This window comes from Streptomyces sp. E-08, assembly GCF_049913095.1.
Taxonomy (GTDB): Bacteria; Actinomycetota; Actinomycetes; order Streptomycetales; family Streptomycetaceae; genus Streptomyces.
In genome coordinates this window covers 7,426,073-7,446,810 of the sequence record NZ_CP183971.1, presented here as the reverse complement: position 1 = coordinate 7,446,810, position 20,738 = coordinate 7,426,073, and the positions used below count along the sequence as shown (strand labels likewise).

At 73.1% G+C, this 20,738-nt stretch carries 16 protein-coding genes; 14 read left to right on the top strand and 2 right to left on the bottom strand.

Features of this window, described 5'->3' with window-relative positions; translation table 11 throughout:
- Window positions 1-37 precede the first annotated feature (37 nt).
- The 9 genes from ACN9MM_RS34245 to ACN9MM_RS34205 all read left to right on the top strand — a co-directional run bounded on the left by ACN9MM_RS34245 (window position 38) and on the right by ACN9MM_RS34205 (window position 9,957).
- A complete protein-coding gene (locus ACN9MM_RS34245; RefSeq protein ID WP_426367625.1) occupies window positions 38-970 on the top strand; it encodes a MerR family transcriptional regulator in 933 nt (310 codons plus the stop codon).
- A 167-nt stretch (window positions 971-1,137) separates the two neighbouring features.
- Entirely contained in the window at window positions 1,138-1,905 is a 768-nt protein-coding gene (locus tag ACN9MM_RS34240; RefSeq protein WP_382871149.1) for a GntR family transcriptional regulator, read from the top strand.
- Window positions 1,906-1,946: 41 nt separating this feature from the next.
- Entirely contained in the window at window positions 1,947-2,174 is a 228-nt protein-coding gene (locus tag ACN9MM_RS34235) for a 4Fe-4S dicluster domain-containing protein (protein ID WP_041132702.1), read from the top strand.
- 14 nt (window positions 2,175-2,188) lie between these two features.
- Window positions 2,189-3,532 carry an ABC transporter substrate-binding protein gene (locus ACN9MM_RS34230; protein ID WP_426367624.1) on the top strand — a complete coding sequence of 448 codons (1,344 nt, stop codon included), beginning with the start codon at window positions 2,189-2,191 and terminating at the stop codon, window positions 3,530-3,532.
- Window positions 3,529-4,410, top strand: a complete 882-nt coding sequence (locus ACN9MM_RS34225; protein WP_426367623.1) for an ABC transporter permease — start codon at window positions 3,529-3,531, stop codon at window positions 4,408-4,410. The genes ACN9MM_RS34230 and ACN9MM_RS34225 overlap by 4 nt, the downstream gene beginning before the upstream one ends.
- The gene (locus ACN9MM_RS34220) at window positions 4,407-5,165 is read left to right on the top strand and encodes an ABC transporter ATP-binding protein (protein WP_426367622.1); all 759 of its coding nucleotides are present in this window, start codon (window positions 4,407-4,409) and stop codon (window positions 5,163-5,165) included. The genes ACN9MM_RS34225 and ACN9MM_RS34220 overlap by 4 nt, the downstream gene beginning before the upstream one ends.
- A gap of 30 nt (window positions 5,166-5,195) precedes the next feature.
- A complete protein-coding gene (locus tag ACN9MM_RS34215; protein WP_426368901.1) occupies window positions 5,196-7,922 on the top strand; it encodes a fumarate reductase/succinate dehydrogenase flavoprotein subunit in 2,727 nt (908 codons plus the stop codon).
- Between the two features lie 125 nt (window positions 7,923-8,047).
- Window positions 8,048-8,872: a VOC family protein gene (locus tag ACN9MM_RS34210; RefSeq protein WP_426367621.1), complete on the top strand. Its 825-nt coding sequence runs from the start codon at window positions 8,048-8,050 to the stop codon at window positions 8,870-8,872.
- A gap of 128 nt (window positions 8,873-9,000) precedes the next feature.
- Window positions 9,001-9,957, top strand: coding sequence for an SMP-30/gluconolactonase/LRE family protein (locus tag ACN9MM_RS34205; protein ID WP_426367620.1), 957 nt, complete (start codon window positions 9,001-9,003; stop codon window positions 9,955-9,957).
- A gap of 246 nt (window positions 9,958-10,203) precedes the next feature.
- Here ACN9MM_RS34205 and ACN9MM_RS34200 read toward each other — a convergent pair whose 3' ends face one another.
- Window positions 10,204-11,706: an MFS transporter gene (locus tag ACN9MM_RS34200; protein WP_426367619.1), complete on the bottom strand. Its 1,503-nt coding sequence runs from the start codon at window positions 11,704-11,706 to the stop codon at window positions 10,204-10,206.
- Between the two features lie 78 nt (window positions 11,707-11,784).
- On the opposite strand from ACN9MM_RS34200, the gene ACN9MM_RS34195 reads away from it, so the two are divergent.
- Window positions 11,785-12,240 (top strand): MarR family winged helix-turn-helix transcriptional regulator, encoded by a 456-nt coding sequence (locus ACN9MM_RS34195; protein WP_382871458.1) that lies wholly within the window; start codon window positions 11,785-11,787, stop codon window positions 12,238-12,240.
- Window positions 12,241-12,246: 6 nt separating this feature from the next.
- On the opposite strand, the gene ACN9MM_RS34190 is transcribed toward ACN9MM_RS34195, so the two are convergent.
- Window positions 12,247-12,615, bottom strand: a complete 369-nt coding sequence (locus tag ACN9MM_RS34190; RefSeq protein WP_426367618.1) for a DUF2568 domain-containing protein — start codon at window positions 12,613-12,615, stop codon at window positions 12,247-12,249.
- A gap of 234 nt (window positions 12,616-12,849) precedes the next feature.
- Here ACN9MM_RS34190 and ACN9MM_RS34185 point away from each other — a divergent pair, with 234 nt between their 5' ends.
- The 4 genes from ACN9MM_RS34185 to ACN9MM_RS34170 all read left to right on the top strand — a co-directional run bounded on the left by ACN9MM_RS34185 (window position 12,850) and on the right by ACN9MM_RS34170 (window position 20,631).
- Window positions 12,850-15,834 (top strand): carbohydrate binding domain-containing protein, encoded by a 2,985-nt coding sequence (locus ACN9MM_RS34185; RefSeq protein WP_426367617.1) that lies wholly within the window; start codon window positions 12,850-12,852, stop codon window positions 15,832-15,834.
- 200 nt (window positions 15,835-16,034) lie between these two features.
- Window positions 16,035-17,825 (top strand): S8 family serine peptidase, encoded by a 1,791-nt coding sequence (locus ACN9MM_RS34180; protein WP_426367616.1) that lies wholly within the window; start codon window positions 16,035-16,037, stop codon window positions 17,823-17,825.
- Window positions 17,826-18,028: 203 nt separating this feature from the next.
- Window positions 18,029-18,931, top strand: coding sequence for an AurF N-oxygenase family protein (locus tag ACN9MM_RS34175; RefSeq protein ID WP_426367615.1), 903 nt, complete (start codon window positions 18,029-18,031; stop codon window positions 18,929-18,931).
- Window positions 18,932-18,969: 38 nt separating this feature from the next.
- Complete coding sequence (locus ACN9MM_RS34170) at window positions 18,970-20,631, top strand: FAD-dependent oxidoreductase (protein WP_426367614.1); 1,662 nt, start codon at window positions 18,970-18,972, stop codon at window positions 20,629-20,631.
- The last annotated feature ends 107 nt before the right edge of the window (window positions 20,632-20,738 follow it).

Here is a 20,738-nt window from a genome sequence, read left to right as displayed (position 1 = left end):
CGGAGTCGATCGGGTCCCGCTCAAGGAGGTCCACCTCGTGTCGTCCGACGGTCTGTGGAGCATCGGCGAGCTGGCGGCGCGGGCGGGGGTGACCGTCAAGACCGTGCGGTTCTACTCGGACCGGGGTCTGCTGCCCGAGGCGGGCCGGAGTTCCGGGGGGCATCGCAGGTACGGGGCCGAGGCGGTGGACCGGCTGCGGTTCATCCGGTCCCTGCGCTCGCTCGACCTGCCGGTTCCCGAGGTGGAGCGGGTGCTGGAGGACGACGGGGCCGGCGGGGCGCTGGAGGAGGCCGTCGCGGGGCGGCTGCGGGACGTGGGCTCCCAGCTGGTGGCGCTGCGCTGGAAGGAGGCCTCGCTGCGGCTGCTGCGGGACTGCGCCGCCGGGGAACGGACGGAACGACTGCGGCTGCTCGGCGCGCTGCCCGCCCCGCCCGACACGGACGCCCTGGCCCGGTTCTGGCGGCGTGCGCTGCCCGCGCGCCTGCCGCGGCCGGTGGTCTCCATGGTCCTGGACGCCGTGGTGCCGCGGCCTCCGGAGGAGCCGGACCCCGAGCAGGTGCTCGCCTTCGCCCGGCTGCACGCGCTCGTCACCGACCCGCGCCTGGAACGGCCGGAGTTCCGGCCCGGGCCGCCGCTCCCGGACGGCGAGTACCGTCCCGTCGTGCTGTACGAGGGTCTGGCCGAGGCGTACGGTCTCGCCTCGGCCGAGGTGCTGGCCGGGCGGGCGCCGCAGGACGGCGGGGCCCTGGACTGCTTCGTCGCCGCCTACGCCCACGCGTGCGGGGAGGCGGACACACCGGCCTTCCGGCGCCGGCTCATCGGCCTGCTCGCCCTGGACGACAGTCCGGTGCTGCCCCGGTACTGGAAGCTCGCCGCCGGTCTGTTCGCCCCGGACGAGCCGGTCCTCGGCATGCTGCACCACCACCTGTCGGTCGCCCTGCGGATCCAGGTGCACGGCCCGGCTTCCTGAGGTCTCCCACATGGTGGGCGGACGGCTGTCCACGGGCTGGGCGCCGGGGTGGCGGATCTCGCCGCCGTCCCGCCGTCGCCGCAGGTCAGGGACGTACGGAGGGTGTGTCAGGTGGCGCAATACTGCGGCAACACCACCGGGGCCGGTCCACCGCTACGTTCCGTGCCATGCCCGCCGAACCCGCTCCCGCCGCCCGCCCCGTCGCCGCAGCCCGCCGCCGGCGGCTGCGCGCCGACCGGGCGCGGCAGCTCGCCGACCTGCTGCGGCACCAGATCCTGGCGGGCGGCTTCCCCGGTGGGGTCCTTCCCCTGGAGGACGTCATCGCGGCCGACTACCGGGCCAGTCGCAACACCGTCCGGCAGGCCCTCGACCTGCTGCGCGGTGAGCAGCTGGTCGCCCGGCAGCCGGGCGTCGGGACGGTGGTGGTGTGCGAGAAGTACCCGCACGGCCTGGACCGGCTCCAGGGTCTCGCGGAGACGCTGCACGAGCACGGCCGGGTCACCAACGAGGTCCGGACCATGGGCCCGGTCGGCGCCCCCGGTCCGGTGGCCCACCGGCTGGGCCTGCCCGAGCACACGGACGTGCTCTGCATCGAGCGGCTGCGCCGCCTGAACGGGCTGCCGCTGTCGCTGGACCTGTCGTACCTCCCGATGGACGTCGGGGGTGAGCTCCTCGGCTGCGACCTGGAGAACACGGACGTGTTCCGGCTCCTGGAGCAGCTGACCGGCGGTCCGCTCGGGCACGCGGAGATCACCCTGGAGGCCGTCAACGCCGACGCGCACTCCGCCGCCGTCCTCCAGGCGCCGCGCGGCGCCGCCGTCCTGATGCTGGAGCGGCTGACCTGTCTGCCCGACGGGCGGCCGGTGGACCTGGAGTTCATCCGGTTCCGCGGCGACCGCATCACCATGAGCGGCGTGCTCCGCCGCTCCCTCTGAACCCTTCGGCTCCCCCGTACACCCCTTTCCTGGAGACAGCCATGCCTGTGGTCCCCCAGCGCGGCGACGTGCCCGTGACCGTCGACGAGTCGAAGTGCATCGACGGCTGCACGCTCTGCGTCGACATGTGCCCGCTCGACTCGCTCGCGATCCGCGAGGAGGACGGCAAGGCCTACATGCACGTGGACGAGTGCTGGTACTGCGGCCCGTGCGCCGCCCGCTGTCCCACCGGCGCGGTGACCGTCAACATGCCCTACCTGCTCCGGTGAAAGGCCGAACTCCCATGCAGTCACGAAGACTTGCCCTGTCCCTCCCCCTCGCCCTGCTCCTGCCGCTCGCCACCGCCTGCGGCGGCGGGGGCGCCGACGGCTCCGCGGGCGGGAAGGCGGTCACGGTGACGGTCGGCTATCAGTCGAAGACCATCAACACCGTCACCGCCGGCACTCTGCTGCGCTCCCTCGGCTACTTCGAGGAGGAGCTCGCGGCGCGAGGCCGGAAGGACGGGAGGACGTACAGGGTCGTCTGGCAGGACTATGCGACCGGGGCTCCGATCACCGCCCAGATGACCGCGGGGAAGATCGACATCGGTTCGATGGGCGACTTCCCCCTGCTGATCAACGCGGCGCGCGGCAAGCAGCTCAAGGAGCCGACGCGGCTCGTCGCGGTGACCGGGTACAACCTGCGCGGTGGCCTCAACACCGTGGTCAGGGCGCCCGGTTCGCCGCTGCGATCGCTGCGGGACCTCAAGGGCCGCAAGGTGTCGACCAGTGTCGGTTCGGCCGCCGACGGGACGCTGGTGCGGGCCCTGCGGCGGGCCGGGCTCGATCCGGCGAAGGACGTCCAGAAGGTCAACCAGCAGCCGAGCGTGGGCGCTTCGGCGCTGACGGCGGGATCGGCGGACGCGCTGTCCCAGTTCGTCGCCTGGCCGGGTCTGCTCGCCTTCCAGGGCCGTGCGACGGCGCTGTACGACGGGGCCGAGCTGAACCTGCCGACCTTCCACGGGGTCACCGTCCGCGAGCGGTTCGCGAAGGAGCGGCCGGAGGTCCTCGACGCGTTCCTGCGCGCGCAGCGGCGGGCCACGGACGAGCTGCGCCGCCGGCCGGTGGCCTCCGCCGAGTCGGTGGCGAAGGAGACCGGGCTGCCGGCCGAGGTGGTCTACCTCTACAACGGCGCCCAGGGCATCGCGACCTTCGACCCGGCGCTCCGCCCCGAGCTGGTCTCCGCGCTCAAGGAGGACGTCCCGGTCCTGAAGGAGGCCGGCCTGGTGAAGGACGTCGACGTGGACGCCTTCGTCGACGCGGCTCCGCTGCGGCGCGCGGTGCCGGGCGCCGCGTACCCGAAGGCGCGTGCCGCGCGGGCCGAGCTGTGGCCGGCGGGCCAGGACTCGACCCGTTCCTTCGATAGCCCGAAGGCGCTCCTCAAGGCCGTGAAGGGCGCCCGGGTGCGGGCGGCCTACGTGCCGGACGCGGTGACCGGGACGCTCTGGTTCGCGGACCGCGCGGTCTGGGTCGTGGACGGCGGGGAGTTCCGCGCGTTCGTGACCCGGGAGGGCGCGGAGCGGTACCTCTCCGGGCACGCCGGCTCCCGGATCCTGTCGTACGCGGACGCCGTGGGGCTCGCGTCGTGAGCGCCACGGGCCCCGGCCGCCGCCTGGTCCGGGTGGCCTCCCCGCTCGCGGCGCTCGGCGTCTGGCAGCTGCTGACCTCCCTGGACGTCAATCTGTGGCTGCGGTTCGAGCAGTTCCCGACGGTCGTCGAGGTCGCCTCCGCGCTCGCCGACCGGATCGGCACCGAGGCGTACTGGCAGGACCTCGGCCACAGTCTGCGCCGGATCGCGCTGGGCTTCCTCCTCGCGGCCGTCCTCGGCGTGGCCGCGGGGACGGCCGTGGCCCGGTCCCGGTGGGCCGCGGACACCCTGGGACCGCTGGTGGAGGTGGTACGGCCGATCCCGGCCATCGCCCTGGTGCCGGTCGCGATCCTGCTGCTGCCCACGAACGAGCAGGGCATCGTCTTCATCACCTGCGCCGCCGCCCTGTTCCCCGTCCTCGTGTCGACCCGGCACGCGGTGCGGGCGCTCGACCCGGCGTGGGAGGAGGCCGTGCTCACCCTGGGCGGGGGCCGGGCCCGGGTGCTGTTCTCGGTGGTCCTGCCGGGCTCCCTGCCGGGCATCTTCGGCGGTCTGTCGGTGGGCATCGGCGTCGCGTGGATCTGTGTGATCTCGGCGGAGATGATCTCCGGCGAGTACGGGGTGGGCTACCGCACCTGGCAGGACTACACGGTCGTCGACTACCCGGGGGTCTTCGTCGGCATGGCCACCATCGGCGTCCTGGGCCGGCTCACCTCGACGGCGGTCGAGGCGCTCGGCCGCCGGGTCACGGCCTGGCTGCCGAGCCCCGCCGAGCGCGGCGGGCACGTCCCCTCCCGCGCGCCGGACTCCCCCGCGGACGAGGCACCCGTCCGCACCGCCGTCGTCGTCCCCGTACCCGAGAAGGAGCCGGTGCCATGAGCGCGGCCGTGATCCCGCCGAACGCCGCCCCTCCGGCCGGCGCCGAACTCGCCCTGCACGGAGTGCGGCTCGGCCGTCCGGACGGCGCCGCCGTGTCCGGTCCCGTCGCACTGCGGGTCGCCCCCGGTGAACTCCTGACCGTGGTCGGTCCCTCCGGCTGCGGCAAGACGACCCTGCTGCGGACGCTCGCCGGGCTGCTGCCCCCGCTGGAGGGCCGGGTCACCCAGGACGGCGAGCCGGTGCGCCGGCCCGGCGCGGACCGGGCGCTCGTCTTCCAGCACGACGCGCTGCTGCCCTGGCGTTCGGTCCGCGCCAACGTGGAGCTGCCGCTCGCGATCCGCCGTGTCCCGCAGGCCGAGCGGCGCCGCTCGGCGGACGAGTGGCTGGAGCGGGTCGGTCTCGCCGGTCACGCGCACCGGCTGCCGCACCGGCTGTCAGGCGGGCAGCGCCAGCGCGTGCAGCTGGCCCGCGCGCTCGCCGGGCGGCCCCGGGCGGTCCTGATGGACGAGCCGTTCGGCGCGCTCGACGCAACGACCCGCGCCGGTATGCAGGACCTCCTCGTGGAGATCCTGCGCGGCACGGGCGCGACCGTCGTCTTCGTCACGCACGACGTGGACGAGGCGCTCCATCTCGGCGACCGGGTCGTCCTGTTCGCCTCCGGCGAGGTCCTGGACGTGCCGCACCCGCGGGTGCGGGACGCCCTGCACGCCCCCGCGACGGAGGCGCTGCGCCGCCGCGTCCTCGACTCCCTCTGAAAGCCTTCCGAAAGGTCCCCTCCCGTGGACATGGCCACCCCCCTGACCGTCCCCGACCTCGCCGCCGCGACGGAGCTCTCCTGCGACGTGCTCGTGATCGGCGGCGGCACCGCCGGCACGATGGCCGCCCTGACCGCCGCCGAGCGCGGGGCGGACGTCCTGCTCCTGGAGAAGGCGCACGTCCGCCACTCCGGCGCGCTGGCGATGGGCATGGACGGTGTCAACAACGCGGTCGTGCCAGGCCGGGCCGAACCCGACGACTACGTCGCCGAGATCACGCGCGCGAACGACGGACTCGTCGACCAGTCCACCGTCCGGCAGACGGCGACCCGCGGCTTCGCGATGGTCAGGCGCCTGGAGTCGTACGGGGTGAAGTTCGAGAAGGACGAGCACGGGGAGTACGCGGTCCGCCAGGTGCACCGGTCCGGTTCCTACGTGCTGCCGATGCCCGAGGGAAAGGACGTGAAGAAGGTCCTCTACCGGCAGTTGCGGCGCCGCGAGATGCGGGAGCGGATCCGGATCGAGAACCGGGTCATGCCGGTCCGGATCCTCACCCACCCCGAGGACGGCCGGGCCGTCGGCGCGGCCGGGTTCCACACCCGCACCGGGGAGTTCGTCGTCGTCCGCGCGGGCGCCGTGATCCTGGCCACCGGCCCCTGCGGGCGGCTCGGCCTGCCCGCCTCCGGCTATCTGTACGGCACCTACGAGAACCCGACGAACGCCGGCGACGGCTATGCGATGGCGTACCACGCGGGCGCCGCGCTCACCGGGATCGAGTGCTTCCAGATCAACCCCCTGATCAAGGACTACAACGGGCCCGCCTGCGCCTACGTCGCCAACCCGTTCGGCGGGTACCAGGTGAACCGGCACGGCGAGCGGTTCGTCGAGTCGGACTACTGGTCGGGGCAGATGATGGCCGAGTTCGCGGCCGAACTCGCCTCGGACCGGGGGCCGGTGTACCTGAAGCTGAGTCATCTCCCGGAGGAGACCATCGGCGCCGTCGAGTCGATCCTGCACACCACGGAGCGGCCCACCCGGGGCACCTTCCACGAGAACCGGGGACACGACTACCGGACCCACGACATCGAGATGCACATCTCGGAGATCGGCCTGTGCGGCGGGCATTCCGCCTCCGGGGTACGGGTCGACGACCACGCCCGCACGACCGTGCCCCGGCTGTACGCGGCCGGCGACCTGGCCTCCGTACCGCACAACTACATGATCGGCGCGTTCGTCTTCGGGGACCTGGCGGGCGAGGACGCGTCCCGGTACCGGGCGTACGAGGGCGAGCTGGACAGCGCGCAGGTGGCGGCCGCGCACGAGCTCGTCTACCGGCCGCTGCGGAACCCCGACGGGCCGCCGCAGCCGCAGGTCGAGTACAAGCTGCGCCGGTTCGTCAACGACTACGTGGCACCGCCGAAGACGGGCGCGAAACTCTCCCTGGCCGTGGAGGCGTTCGACCGGATGTCCGCGGAGATCAGCGGCATGGGGGCCCGTACGGCGCACGAACTGATGCGGTGCGCGGAGGTGTCGTTCATCCGGGACTGCGCCGAGATGGCGGCGCGGGCCTCGCTCGCCCGGACGGAGTCGCGGTGGGGCCTCTACCACGAGCGGCTCGACCACCCCGAGCGGGACGACACCGGCTGGCTGCACCACCTGGACCTGCGCAAGTCCCCCGCCGGGGCGATGGAGTTCACGGCTCGGCCCGTCGAGCCGTACGTCGTGCCGGTGCCGGAGTTCTCGCCGCCCGGCGGTCCCGAGCGGCTCCTCGGTGAGGTGGAGCTCGTGCCGGTGGCCACCGCCGGGGCACGGGACGCTGTCCCGGCGGCCCGGGACCCCCGTCCGGCCGCCGCCGCGGCCGGGGTTCCCTCGCCCGCCGGACCGCACCCCCGGCTCCTCCGGCTGCTGGCGCTCGTGGAGGACTCGCCCGACCTGGCGGCGCTCGGCCCGTTCCTGGACGACGCCGATGCGGCCGTGCGGGCCGCCGCCGTCACCGCGCTCGGGGAGACCGCGCCGGCCGGGGCCGGACCGGCGCTCGCCGCGCGGCTGCAGGACGGGGCGGCGCCGGTCCGGGCCGCGGCCGCGGCCGCGCTGCGGGAGCTGGTGGAGGTGCTGCCCGCCGAGCCGGCGCTCGGGGACGGGCTCCGGGAGGCCCTCGGCGTGCCCGATCCGGCCGTGCGGGCCGCCGCGCTCGACGTCCTGCGGGCCCTGCGGCTCGGTGACGCCCCGCTGTTCGCGGACGCGCTCGCCGACGCCTCCGTGGAGGTGCGCGTCCAGGCCGTCCGGGCCCTGGTCTCGGTGGACGCGGTCGGGGAGCTCGCGCGTGGCGCGGCCGACCCGGCGCGCGAGGTCCGGGTCGCGGTGGCCCGGGGTCTCGCGGCCGTACGGTCCCCCGCGCCGGAGCCGCTGGCGCCGCTGCTCGACGACCCCGACCCGCTGGTCAGGGGCGCCGCCCTGGCCGCGCTGGCGGGCACCGGCTGCCCTCCGTCGTACGCGGCGGGGGCGGGGACGGCGCTGGGCGACGGCGCCTGGCAGGTGCGGTCCGGGGCGGCGACCGCCCTCCGCGCGGCGCCGCCGGGACTCGCCGTCCCCGCGCTCGCGGGGGCGCTCGCCGATCCGAACGCGGACGTGCGCAAGGCCGCCGTCCTGTCGCTGCTGGCCCACCGGGCCGAACCCGCGGCCCGGGCCGCGCTCGCCGGGGCGGCGGACGACCCGGACGCCGACGTTCGCGCCTACGCCTCCCGCGCGACCCGCTGACCCGCCGCCGTGTGCGGGTGAGCCGGGAGCGCCCGGGCGGGTGATGGTCGGCGGCACCTGGGTGAACGCGTGCTTGCGGGGCGTCGGGGCGGGGAAGGGGCGCACGGACTCAGGACGACGAGGAGGTGGTGCCGGTGTCGGGGCCTACGACCGGGGACGCGGGTGGAGCACCGTGCTGGCTGAATCTGTCCGCACGCGATCTGGAGGCGGCGCAGCGTTTCTACGGGGCCGTGCTCGGGTGGACGTTCCGGCCGGGCGACCTCGGCGACGCGTACGTGGTGGGTGAGCGGGACGGGGTGCCGGTGGCCGGGATCGCGCCGGTGGCCGCCGAGCCCGCGGTGCCGGTGGCCTGGACGGTGTTCTTCGGCGTCGACGACGCCGACGCGGCGGTGGCGCGGATCCGGGAGCGCGGCGGGACGGTCGGCGTGGGCCCGATGTCGTTTCCGCCGCAGGGCCGGGCGGCGTTCGCGACGGATCTGGAGGGCGCGGTGTTCGGTGTGTGGGAGGGGCGCCTGGTCTCGCGCTGGCACGTCGGCGAGCGGCAGGCGCCGGCCTGGGTGGAGCTGCACAGCCGCGACGCGTTCGACGCGGCCGTGTTCTACGGCGGGGTGCTGGGCTGGGCGGACGGGCGGCCGGGCGCCAGCGAGGTGTCGTACGAGGACGACCGGGTGGTGCTGCGACGGGACGGCGAGGCCGTCGCCCGGCTCAACAGCGGTCCGGTCGAGTCCGCGTCGCCGAGCCCACAGCTGAGGCCCCGCTGGCTGGTCCGCTTCCGGGTGCGGGACCTGGAGGAGGCGCGGGCGGCGGCGGTGGCGCACGGCGGGTCGGTGGTGCCGGGCGGCGAGTGGGCCGGGGTGCGGCCGCCGGTCGGCGGCGACGACGAACGCCGGGTGGTGGTCCTGGACCCGGACGGGGCGCTGTTCACCGTGGAGGCGGAGGACAGGGGGTGACCCGGGGCCTGTGATCCACAGCTCTCTGTTCGGACGTTCCTTGTGCTGACCGTAGACGATCCTGCAATCTTCATCTCACGCAGGATCAGGTTCGGCATGAGTAGCGGCTGTCAGGAAGGGAAGGGCCCATGAGCGGCGAGCGCCCCGAGCTGTACGAGATGTTCGACGAGCGGTTCCTCACGGGACGGTGCATGTACGGCGACGACTCCCTGGAGGTGCTCCACACGGGCTGCCGCTGGGCCGAGGGCCCCATCTACCTGCCCGCCTCGCGGCAGCTGGTCTGGAGCGACATCCCGAACGACCGGCTGCTGCGCTGGGACGAGGAGACGGGGGCCGTCGCCGTCTTCCGCCGCTCCGCCGGGCACACCAACGGCAACACGCTCGACCGCGAGGGGCGGCTGGTCTCCTGCGAGCAGGGCAACCGGCGCGTGACGCGCACCGAGCACGACGGCACGGTCACCGTGCTCGCGGACCGGTGGCAGGGCAGGCGCCTGAACAGCCCGAACGACGCGACGGTGAAGTCCGACGGTTCGATCTGGTTCTCCGATCCGGACTTCGGCATCACCAGCGACTACGAGGGCTACCGCGCGGAGAGCGAGATCGGCTCCAACAACGTCTACCGCATCGATCCGGACAGCGGCGAAGTACGTCTGGTCGCGGACGGGTTCGGCGCGCCGAACGGTCTCGTGTTCTCCCACGACGAGCGGCGGCTGTTCGTCTCCGACACCCGGGCCGGCTTCATCCGGGAGTTCGACGTGCGCGAGGACGGCACGCTCTCCGACGGCAAGGTCTTCGCCGACGCCTCGGCCCGGGAGAAGGCCCGCTTCGACAACCTCCGCTTCGACGCGGAGGGCCGCCTGTGGGTCGCCGCGATGAGCGACGGGGTGCACTGCTACGACCCCGACGGGACCCTGATCGGCCGGCTGGACGTCCCGGAGCCGGTCGCCAACATCTCCTGGGGCGGCGCCAAGCGCAACCGCCTCTTCATCGCGGCCCAGACCAGCCTGTACTCGGTCGTCATGAGCGTCACGGGCACCCACCCCACCGGCCCCGGCCGCCGGCCCTGGCTGGGCGCGGCGGCCTGAACCGCGGCCGGCCGTCGGTCAGTTGCAAGAGGGAGAGCGGGCTTCACGGCGGTCGAGAACTGAGGGGCTCGGGACGCCTGCCGCCGGGGCGTGGACCGGCGAGGGCCCCACCGGTCGCGTCTCCGCGTCCGGTGGGGCCCTCCGGGTCCGGCGCGCGCCTCTGCGGTCCGCGCGCCGGACGGGGTCGTGCCGTCACGGGGCCGTCCCCACGTACCCCGCGGCGGTGCGACCCGGTCCTCGCCGGCGTCAGGCGGTCGTGGCACGCGGGGCCGGGAGCGGGTCCGCTCCCGGTTCGGCGTCCCGGGCGGCGTCGCCGGGGGCCGCCGCGGCCTTCGCGGGGATCAGCGCGGCGACCACCGAGGCCACGAGGCCGACACCGCAGCCGATGAGCATCGCGACGCGGAAGCCGTCCTCGGAGGGCAGCGCGTGGCCGCCGAGGCTGGTGGTCATCTGGGCGAGGACGACGCCGATGACCGCGGCGGAGACGGAGGTGCCGATGGAGCGCATCAGGGTGTTGAAGCTGTTGGCCGAGGCGGTCTCCTCCTGCGGCACGGCGCCCATGATGAGGGCCGGCATGGCCCCGTAGGCGAGTCCGACGCCGGTGTTGCAGATGAGGGTCACGGTGAGCAGGCCCCACGTGGAGCCCATGAGGGCGAGGGAGGAGCCGTAGCCGGCGGCGATGACGAGCGCGCCGACGGAGAGCGTGACCTTGGGACCGCGGGCGGCGGAGAGCCTGGCGCCGAGGGGCGCCAGGATCATCATCATGAGGCCGGCCGGGGCCATCCAGAGGCCCATGGCCATCATCGACTGGCCCAGGCCGTACCCGGTCGCCTCGGGCAGCTGGAACAGCTGGGGGACGACCAGGGACTGCGCGTACATGGCGAAGCCGACCAGGACCGAGGCCGCGTTGGTCAGGAGGACGACCGGGCGGGCGGTGACGCGCAGGTCGACGAGCGGGTCGGGGGTGCGCAGCTCCCAGGCTCCCCAGCCGAGCAGGACGACGGCCGCGACCGCGAAGAGGACGAGCGTGGTGGCGCTGCCCCAGCCCCAGGTCGCGCCCTTGGACACGGCGAGCAGCAGGGCGACGAGTCCCACGCCGAGGCCGAGCGCGCCGGGCACGTCGAAGCGGCCGGGGGCGGCGGCGCGGCGCCCGTCGGGGACGACGCGCCAGATCAGGGCGCCGACCACGAGGCTCAGTGCGGCGGCGACCCAGAAGAGCACGCGCCAGCTGGCGTTCTCGGCGACGGCGGCTGAGAAGGGCAGGCCCAGGGCGCCGCCGACGCCCATGGAGGCGCTCATCAGGGCGATGGAGCCGCCGAGCCGCTCGGGCGGGAGGATGTCCCGGAGCAGGCTGATGCCGAGCGGTACGACGCCCATGCCGAGGCCCTGGAGTCCACGTCCGACGATCATCGGGACGACGGACGAGGCGAGCGCGCAGACGATCGAGCCGGCGACGAGCGGGACCACGGAGGCGAGCAGGACACGCCGCTTGCCGAGGGTGTCGCCGAGGCGGCCGGCCACGGGGGTGGCGACGGCACCGGCGAGGAGGGTGGCGGTGATCACCCAGGACGCGTTGGATGCGGTGGTGTCGAGCAGCTTCGGGAGGTCACCGATGAGCGGCACCACCAGGGTCTGCATGAGCGCGGCCACGATGCCGGCCATGGCGAGGACGCCGACGACGCCGCCGGGGCGGGCGTCGGGCTTGGAGCCGTCCACGGGTTCTCCCTCGTAGTTTTCTTTCTTCGTCATGTGCATCATGCACATCTCTTGCTCTATACACAAACTATGCAAGATGCACATGGTTGCGGGACAGGAGAGAATGCCCTCATGGACAAGCCCACCCACCTGGTCGAGTTCGAGAGCATGCTGCTCGGACGGCACGCCCACCTGTACGGGCCGCGCGCCCGCGCGGCCGGGGGCCAGCTCGACCGCAGCGCGTACGTGCTCCTCACCCGCATCCGGATGCACGGGCCGATGTCCATCGGACAGCTCAGCGAGGCCTTCGGCCTCGACGCCTCCACCCTCAACCGGCAGACGGCCGCGATGCTCCGCGCCGGCGTCGTGGAGCGCATCCCGGATCCGGACGGCGGGATCGCCCGCAAGTTCCGCATCACGGAGGAGGGCGAGCGCCGCCTGGAGGCCGACCGGACCTCGAACATCGAGGGCCTGGAGCGGGTGCTGGAGGAGTGGTCACCCGAGGACGTGTCCCGCTTCGCCGCCTACCTGGAGCGTTTCAACCGGGACATCGAGCGGCTCGAAGGGCGCCCCTGGCCCCGGCCGTGACGGATCTCAGGCGCCGCGATGCATCGCGGCCCGCCGGTCCACGGTCGCCAGGGCGGTGTTGACGAGCGCCACGGCGGCGAACACGACGGCCCACACCGGCCGTCCGAGACCGAGGAGCGCGAGCGCCGCCGCGCCGAACACCAGGGCCTTCACGAGCAGAACGCCCGCGAGCGGCACCCGGAACCGCGCCTTCGGCGCGGCGAACAGCCCCCACACGACAGCCGCGAGAGCGGGCGCGGCGACGGCGAGCAGCAGCCGGAGCGCCACGTTCTCCGCGGCCTCCCACCCCCACCGGGCCAGTACGGCCAGGGCGGCGAGCTCCAGCAGGAACGCCAGCCCCTCGTTGACCGCGTGCAGCGGGGCGGGCAGCTTCATCGGGAACCTCTCGACGTCGATCACGCGCGCGCGGAGGGCCCGGCGCGCGCACGGCCGACCCGAGCGTAGACGTCGGGCGCCGCTTCCGTCAGAAGTCTTTACCTCCCCGCCCCGGCGGCGGTAACTTCCGCCCGACGCAAGAAGTTTCAGAAACTTTCCGATCGCGTTTCCAATGGTGCCGATCCCCTCAACTCCCCACCGGCCCGTGCGGGACGCCTCCGCCTGGAGCATCAGATGAGCCGCATCCCCGTCCCCCGGCCCGGACGCCCGGGGGCCGTCCTGGCCCTGGCAGCCGGCCTGCTCGGCCTGCTCGCCGCGCCACCCGGCGCACCGTCACCGTCCCCCCGGACCTCCCCCGCCGCGGCCGTCGCGGAGAACACCGCGACGGTCTTCTACTGGACGAAGACGAAGAACTGGACCGCCCACAACCTGCATTACGCCCCTGACGGCGGCTCCTGGACCACGGTCCCGGGCGTCGCCATGGAGCCCGCCTGCACGGACTGGGTGAAGAAGACCGTCAGCCTCGGCACGGCCGCCGGGCTCCAGGCCACCTTCAACAACGGCAGCGGCACCTGGGACAACAACGGCGGCAGGAACTACGCCCTGGGCACCGGGAACATCACCGTCAAGGACGGGGTGGTCGCCCACTCCGACCCCTGCGCCGACACTCCCCCGCCGGCCTCCGCAAAGGCGACGGTCTACTACTCCACCGAGGCGCTCGGCTGGACCACCGCCAACCTCCACTACCAGCCCGCGGGCGGCGCCTGGACCGCCGTCCCCGGCGTCGGCATGCAGGCCGCCTGCGCCGGCTGGTGGAAGCGGGAGATCGACCTCGGGACGGCCGCCTCCCTCAAGGCCGCCTTCAACAACGGCAACGGCACCTGGGACAACAACGGCGGCTCCGACTACACGATCGGCACGGGCGTCTCGACCGTACGGAACCGTGTGGTGACGGCGAACGCGGCCGACCCGTGTGCCGCGACCCCGCCCGACACCCGGGCCCCCACCGTGCCGGCCGGGGTGACCGCCACCGCCGACGGCGTCTCCGTCCTGCTCTCCTGGGACCCCGCCACCGACGACCGCGGCGTGACGAAGTACCAGGTCACCCGGACCGGCGGCAGCGGCGGCACGGTCGTGACCGACGTCGCCTCCACCGTGTACTCCGACACCGGACTCGCCGAACGGACCGCGTACACCTACACGGTGAGGGCCGTGGACGCCGCCGGGAACGTCTCCGCCGCCTCGGCCCCCGCGACCGCCACCACCGGCGACAGGCCGGCCACCCCCGCGACCGGGAAGCCGCTCGGCACCGACCCGCGCAAGGACCCGATCTACTTCGTCCTGACCGCCCGCTTCAACGACGGCGACCCGTCGAACGACCGGGGCGGCAGCCAGCACGTGAAGTCGGGGAACGCGGCGAACGACGACCCCATGTTCCGGGGCGACTTCAAGGGCCTCATCCAGAAGCTGGACTACGTCAAGGGCCTCGGGTTCTCGGCGATCTGGGTGACGCCGGTGGTCCTCAACCGCTCGGACTACGACTACCACGGCTACCACGGCTGGGACTTCTACAAGGTCGACCCTCGCCTGGAGTCCGCCGGCGCCTCCTACCAGGACCTGATCGACGCCGCCCACGCCAAGGGCATGAAGATCTACCAGGACGTCGTCTACAACCACTCCTCCCGCTGGGGCGCCAAGGGCCTCTTCGTCCCGACCGTGTACGGCGTGCGGGACAGCCAGTGGAGCTGGTACTACGACGAGAAGCAGCCCGGCTTCGAGTACGACGGCCTGACCATCGACGCGAAGACCGGCAAGTCGTACTACAACGGCGACCTGTGGTCGACGGCCGAGCCCGCAGGCAACACCTGCGTCAACTGGGGGAAGCCGACGGGCGGGAAGAGCGCCGAGGGCTACACGGTCTACAACTGCCAGTGGCCGAGCCCCACGTCGGGCATGTTCCCGAAGGAGCTCTACCACCAGTGCTGGATCGGCAACTGGGAGGGCGAGGACTCCCGTTCCTGCTGGCTGCACGAGGACCTGGCGGACTTCAACACCGAGAACGCGACCGTCCAGAACTACCTGATCGGCGCGTACGACAAGTACATCGACATGGGCGTCGACGGCTTCCGCGTCGACACGGCCGTGCACATCCCGCGCACCACCTGGAACCGCCGCTTCCTGCCCGCTATCCAGGAGCGGGTCACCCAGCGCCACGGCGCCGAGGCCGCGAAGAACTTCTTCGTCTTCGGCGAGGTCGCCGCCTTCGTCAACGACAAGTGGAACCGCGGCTCGGTGAACCACTCGGCGCAGTTCTACACCTGGAAGGAGCGCAAGGAGTACGACGCCGACGACGCGAAGGCGGCGCTGGAGATGTACGACTACGAGCAGCAGCAGGGCACCGGCAACCAGCCCACCTCCACCAACGCCTTCCTGGACGGGAACAGCTACCACACCCCCGACCACAGCCGCTTCTCCGGCATGAACGTCATCGACATGCGCATGCACATGAACTTCGGTGACGCGCAGAACGCCTTCTCCAACGGCAAGGACTCCGACGACAGTTACAACGACGCCACCTACAACGTCGTGTACGTCGACAGCCACGACTACGGCCCGAACAAGTCGAGCGAGCGGTACGCCGGAGGCACCGACGCCTGGGCCGAGAACATGTCCCTGATGTGGACCTTCCGCGGCATCCCGACGCTGTACTACGGGTCCGAGATCGAGTTCCAGAAGGGGAAGAAGATCGACTGCGGGCCGACCTGCCCGCTGGCCGACACGGGCCGGGCCTACTTCGGCGACCACGTGACGGGCTCCGTCACGGCCACCGACTTCTCTCAGGTCTCCTCGGCCTCGGGAGCGGTCGCCACCACGCTGCAGCAGCCCCTGGTCCGGCACGTGCAGCGGCTCAACCAGATCCGCCGGGCGATCCCCGCGCTCCAGACGGGCCAGTACTCCACGGAGGGCGTCACGGGCGGCATGGCGTTCAAGCGCCGCTACACCAGCGGCTCGACCGACAGCTTCGCGCTCGTCACGGTCTCGGGCGGCGCCTCCTTCACCGGCGTCCCGAACGGCACGTACACGGACGCCGTCACCGGCGACGTCCGGACCGTCACCGCCGGGACCCTCTCGGTCGCGGCTCCCGGCAAGGGGAACCTGCGGGTGTACGTCCTGAACGGTCCCGGAAGGATCGGCACGGCCGGACCGTACCTCAAGTAGCGCGCACGGCAAGGGGCGACGAGGGGGAGGACCGAAATCCACCCCCTCGTCGCCATGTTCAAGTCAAGATTTTGTTACGTGAACGGGCTTGTCGGACAGAAGACTTCCTTCCGCACCGTCCGTCTGGGATCTTGCGTCCACCCCACACATCACAGGGCCCGGCCGGCGCCACCCGCGCCACCGGGTCATCGGAGGACGCATTGTTTTCCCAGATATCCGGCCGCGTGAGACTCGCGGCGACCGTTCTCGGCACGGCCCTCGCGCTCGCCGGACCGGTCTCCCTCGCCCAGGCCGCCCCGCTCGACAACGAGCCGCTCGCCGCCTTCACCGCGGCCGCCCGGACGAACACCGCGGCGCCCGCCGCCTGGGCCGCGGGCACCCGCGCCTACCTGGTCATCACGGCCCCGGGTGACACGACCGCCGTCCGCACCGCCGTCGCGAACAACGGCGGCTCGGTCTTCGCCTCGTACGACGCGATCGGCGTGATCGTCGCGCACTCGACCTCCGCCTCCTTCGCCGCCACGATGCGCGGCGTCTCCGGCGTCCAGAAGGTCGGCGCGACCCGCACCTCCGACGTCCCCGCGGACGCCTACAACCCGGCGCTCCCGGCCAACCCCTCGCAGGCGACCGCGCCCACGACCGAGCCCGTGCGCTCGGACATGACGCAGATCAAGGCCGACCAGGCCTGGGCCGTCAACCCGGGCTCCGCCTCGGTCAAGGTCGGCATCCTGGACACCGGCGTGGACGACCAGCACCAGGACCTGGCGCCGAACTTCAACGCCGCCGACTCGGTCTCCTGCGCGTACGGCAAGACGGACACCCGCACCGGGGCCTGGCGCGACGTCGACCAGCACGGCACGCACGTCGCCGGCACGGTCGCGGCCGCCAAGAACGGCAAGGGCGCCATCGGCGTCGCTCCCGGCGTGAAGATCTCCTCGGTGCGCATCGCCGAGCCCGGCACCACCCTGTTCTTCGCGGAGAACACCATCTGCGGCCTCGTGTGGGCCGGTGACCACGGCTTCAAGGTCACCAACAACAGCTACTACACGGACCCGTGGCAGTTCAACTGCCCGAACGACCTCGACCAGGCCGCCATCCTGGAGGGCGTGGGCCGTGCCCAGGCGTACGCCGACGGCAAGGGCTCGCTCCAGGTCGCGGCGGCCGGCAACTCCAACGTCGACCTGGCCAACAAGACCACCGACTCGTCGAGCCCCAACGACTCGACGCCGGTGACCCGCACCCTCACCAACGCCTGCCTCGACATCCCGGCCGAGCTGCCGGGCGTCGTCACGGTCGCCGCCAACGGCACCAGCGGCACGTCCAAGGCCTCGTTCTCCAACTACGGCCGTGACGTCATCGAGGTCTCGGCCCCCGGCGAGTCCGTCTACAGCACCGCCCCCGGCGGCAAGTACGCCTCGCTGAGCGGCACCTCGATGGCCTCCCCGCACGTGGCGGGCGTGGCCGCGCTGCTCGCCAGCGCCAACCCGGCGTACACCCCGGCGGACATCCGGGCGAAGCTCGGCGAGCAGGCCACCGACCTGGCCTGCCCGTCGGACGCCCGCTGCACCGGCACGACGGCGAAGAACAGCTTCTTCGGCGAGGGCCGCGTGGACGCCCTGAAGGCCGTCGGCGGCTCCACCCCGCCGGCCGGGGCGTACTTCGAGAACCTGACGGACGTCGCGGTCGCGGACAACGCCACGGTCGAGAGCCCCATCACGGTCAGCGGTGTCACGGGCAACGCGCCGGCGACCCTCAAGGTGGGCGTCGACATCAAGCACACCTACATCGGTGACCTGAAGGTCGACCTGGTGGCGCCGGACGGCACCGTGTACACGCTGCACAACCGGACCGGCAGCGGCACGGACAACATCGCCCAGACCTACACGGTCAACGCCTCCTCGGAGGTCGCGAACGGCGTCTGGAAGCTCCGTGTGAACGACAACGCGAGCCAGGACACCGGGAAGATCGACGCCTGGAACCTGACCTTCTAGCACGTCCCGACCCGGGAGACGGGGCCGGAGCCGCCATGGCTCCGGCCCCGTTCGCGTACCCCGGGTCACTCCGGCGGAAGAAAGTCCGTACCGGGGGGTAGGCCTCCCCCGGACCGTTGTTGTACGTTCCGTCTAACAAGCTTGCTAGACGCAGCGTCTAACAAGCTTCCCGAGCCGCTCGCGCGACCCCGAGGAGCCGCACCATGGCAAGCAGCACCGTCCGTCCTGACAACGAGAACGACGACGTCGCCGCGCGGCTGCTCCTGTCGGCCGCGAAGCTCTCCTACGACCCCGCCACCGAGGTCGACTGGGACACCCCCCTCGACAAGGACTTCCACGGCCAGAGCCCGGAGTGGAACAGCCTCTACGGAACCGCCTACTGGAACGAGATGAGCGAGGAACAGCGCAAGGAGCTGACCCGTCAGGAGTCGGCCTCGGTGGCCAGCACCGGCATCTGGTTCGAGATGATCCTCCAGCAGCTGATGCTCCGTGACATCTACCGCATGGACCACACCGACCCCCGGTTCCAGTGGGCCCTCACCGAGATCGCCGACGAGTGCCGGCACTCGATCATGTTCGCCCGGGGCTCCCAGAAGCTCGGCGCGCCTTCCTACAAGCCCAGGAGGCCGGTCCTCGAACTCGGCCGCTTCATGAAGACCGTCGGCTTCGGCGAGGCCGCCTACGCCGGCATCCTCGTCGCCGAGGAGGTCCTCGACGTCATGCAGCGCGACTGGATGCGCGACGAGCGGGTCGTCCCCTTCGTCCGCACCATCAACAACATCCATGTCGTCGAGGAGTCCCGGCACATGAAGTTCGCCCGGGACGAGACCCGCCGCCACCTCGCCCGCGCGAGCAGGGCCCGCCGCCACTTCCAGGCGCTCGTCGTCGCCATCGCCGCGTACTACATCATCACCAGCCTGGTGAGCCCGGAGGTGTACGTGCGGGCGGGGCTCGACCCCGAGCGCGCCCGCCGCGAGGCCGCCGCCAACGAGCACTACAAGGCGCTGCTCCGCGCCAGCTGCGCCGGGCTGATGGAGTTCCTCGCGGACGTCGGGATGCTGACCCGCCCCGCGCTCTTCTTCTACCAGCGCGCGCACCTCGTCTGACCCGCCCCCGTCCCCCGGATCCGAGCTGAGCCGACGCCATGACCTACGCCATCACCCAGACCTGCTGCAACGACGCCACCTGCGTCGCCGTCTGCCCGGTCAACTGCATCCACCCGACGCCCGACGAGCCGGACTTCGGCACGACGGAGATGCTGTACATCGACCCGAGGTCCTGCATCGACTGCGGTGCCTGCGCCGACGCCTGCCCCGTCGACGCGATCTTCCCCGCCGACCGGCTGCCCGAGCCCCTGCGGGAGTACGAGGCGATCAACGCCGCCCACTACGCGGGACGCGAGCCCGCCCCGGTCCTGGCGTCGCCCACCTTCCACCCCTGGGGCGAACCCTCCTTCTCCCGCTCGCTCCCCTCCGACTTCGCCCCGATCCGCGTCGCGGTCGTCGGCACCGGACCGGCCGGGATGTACGCCGCCGAGGACCTGCTCCTGCACACCAACGCCGAGGTGACGCTGATCGACCGGCTGCCCGTCGCCGGCGGACTCGTCCGGTACGGCGTGGCCCCGGACCATCCCGCGACCAAGGGCGCCGGGGACACCTTCGCCCGCTTCCACGCCCACCCCCGCGTCCGGATGCGGCTCGGCGTCCAGGTCGGCGTGGACGTCACCCCCGGGGAACTCGCCGCGCACCACGACGCGGTGGTCTACGCGGTGGGCGCGCCCTCCGACCGGCGTCTGGGCATCCCCGGCGAGGACCTGCCGGGCAGCGTCTCGGCGACCTCCGTCGTCTCCTGGTACAACGCGCACCCGGAGACCGGCGCGGACGCCGTGCGGCTCACCGCCGAGCGGGTCGTGGTCGTCGGCAACGGCAATGTGGCGCTCGACGTGGCCCGGGTCCTCCTCACGGACCCCGACGCCCTCGCCCGTACCGACATCGCCGACCACGCCCTCGCGGCCCTGCGCGACGCCCGGGTCCGCGAGGTGGTGCTGCTCGGCAGGCGCGGCCCCGAGCACGCCGCGTACACCACCTCCGAACTGCTCGCCCTGAAGCACCTGCCGGGAGTCGACCTGGTCGTCGACGACCGGGACCCGCGCACCGGCACGGCGATCGACGCTGCGGAGCCCGGGGCGAAGGCCGCGCTTCTGGGGGGCGTCGACCGGGAGACGGTGGACTGGACGCGGACCCCCGCGGCGGACCGGCGCCGGATCGTGCTGCGCTTCCACTCCGCCCCGGTCGAGGCCCTCGGCGAGGAGCGCGTGCGGGCGGTGCGGGTGACGGAGGAGGGGACGGCGGCCGGTCCGGAGATCGGGGCGGGGCTGCTGGTCCGGGCCATCGGCTACCGGGGGGTGCCGCTCGCGGGGCTGCCGTTCGACGAGACCACCGGAACCGTGCCGCACGAGGCGGGCCGGGTGGCGGGGCTGCCCGGAAGCTACGTCGTCGGCTGGATCAAGCGCGGGCCCACCGGGGGCATCGGCGCGAACCGGGCGTGCGCGGAGGAGACGGTCGGGACGCTGCTCGCGGACGCGGTCGCCGGGGCGCTGCCGAAGCCGACGGGCACGTCGCAGGAGTTCCGGCGCCTCGCGAAGAGCCGCAGCGGACGGGGACTCGTCGACGCGCGCGGTCTGGCGTCCATCGACCGGACCGAGCGGGCGCGGGGCCGGGACGCGGGGCGTCCCCGGGTCAAGCTGGCCACGGTGCCGGAGCTCGTAGCGGCGGCCCGGGGCGGCAGGCTGCGCCTGCGGGACTGAGCGGTCGCGCACTCCTCGGATCCGGCCCGGGACGGCGGGCCGGTGCGGAGCGGTACGGACCGGGCGCACGGACCGGCGCATGGGCCGGGCGCAGGCATGAGCCGTAC

Excerpts from the sequence above, each read along its gene's own strand:
- ACN9MM_RS34240 (WP_382871149.1), top strand. The coding sequence starts at position 1,138 with ATGCCCGCCGAACCCGCTCCCGCCGCCCGCCCCGTCGCCGCAGCCCGC.
- ACN9MM_RS34235 (WP_041132702.1), top strand. The coding sequence starts at position 1,947 with ATGCCTGTGGTCCCCCAGCGCGGCGACGTGCCCGTGACCGTCGACGAG.
- ACN9MM_RS34230 (WP_426367624.1), top strand. The coding sequence starts at position 2,189 with ATGCAGTCACGAAGACTTGCCCTGTCCCTCCCCCTCGCCCTGCTCCTG.
- ACN9MM_RS34220 (WP_426367622.1), top strand. The coding sequence starts at position 4,407 with ATGAGCGCGGCCGTGATCCCGCCGAACGCCGCCCCTCCGGCCGGCGCC.
- ACN9MM_RS34215 (WP_426368901.1), top strand. The coding sequence starts at position 5,196 with ATGGCCACCCCCCTGACCGTCCCCGACCTCGCCGCCGCGACGGAGCTC.
- ACN9MM_RS34205 (WP_426367620.1), top strand. The coding sequence starts at position 9,001 with ATGAGCGGCGAGCGCCCCGAGCTGTACGAGATGTTCGACGAGCGGTTC.
- ACN9MM_RS34200 (WP_426367619.1), bottom strand. The coding sequence starts at position 11,706 with ATGACGAAGAAAGAAAACTACGAGGGAGAACCCGTGGACGGCTCCAAG.
- ACN9MM_RS34195 (WP_382871458.1), top strand. The coding sequence starts at position 11,785 with ATGGACAAGCCCACCCACCTGGTCGAGTTCGAGAGCATGCTGCTCGGA.
- ACN9MM_RS34190 (WP_426367618.1), bottom strand. The coding sequence starts at position 12,615 with ATGAAGCTGCCCGCCCCGCTGCACGCGGTCAACGAGGGGCTGGCGTTC.
- ACN9MM_RS34185 (WP_426367617.1), top strand. The coding sequence starts at position 12,850 with ATGAGCCGCATCCCCGTCCCCCGGCCCGGACGCCCGGGGGCCGTCCTG.
- ACN9MM_RS34175 (WP_426367615.1), top strand. The coding sequence starts at position 18,029 with ATGGCAAGCAGCACCGTCCGTCCTGACAACGAGAACGACGACGTCGCC.
- ACN9MM_RS34170 (WP_426367614.1), top strand. The coding sequence starts at position 18,970 with ATGACCTACGCCATCACCCAGACCTGCTGCAACGACGCCACCTGCGTC.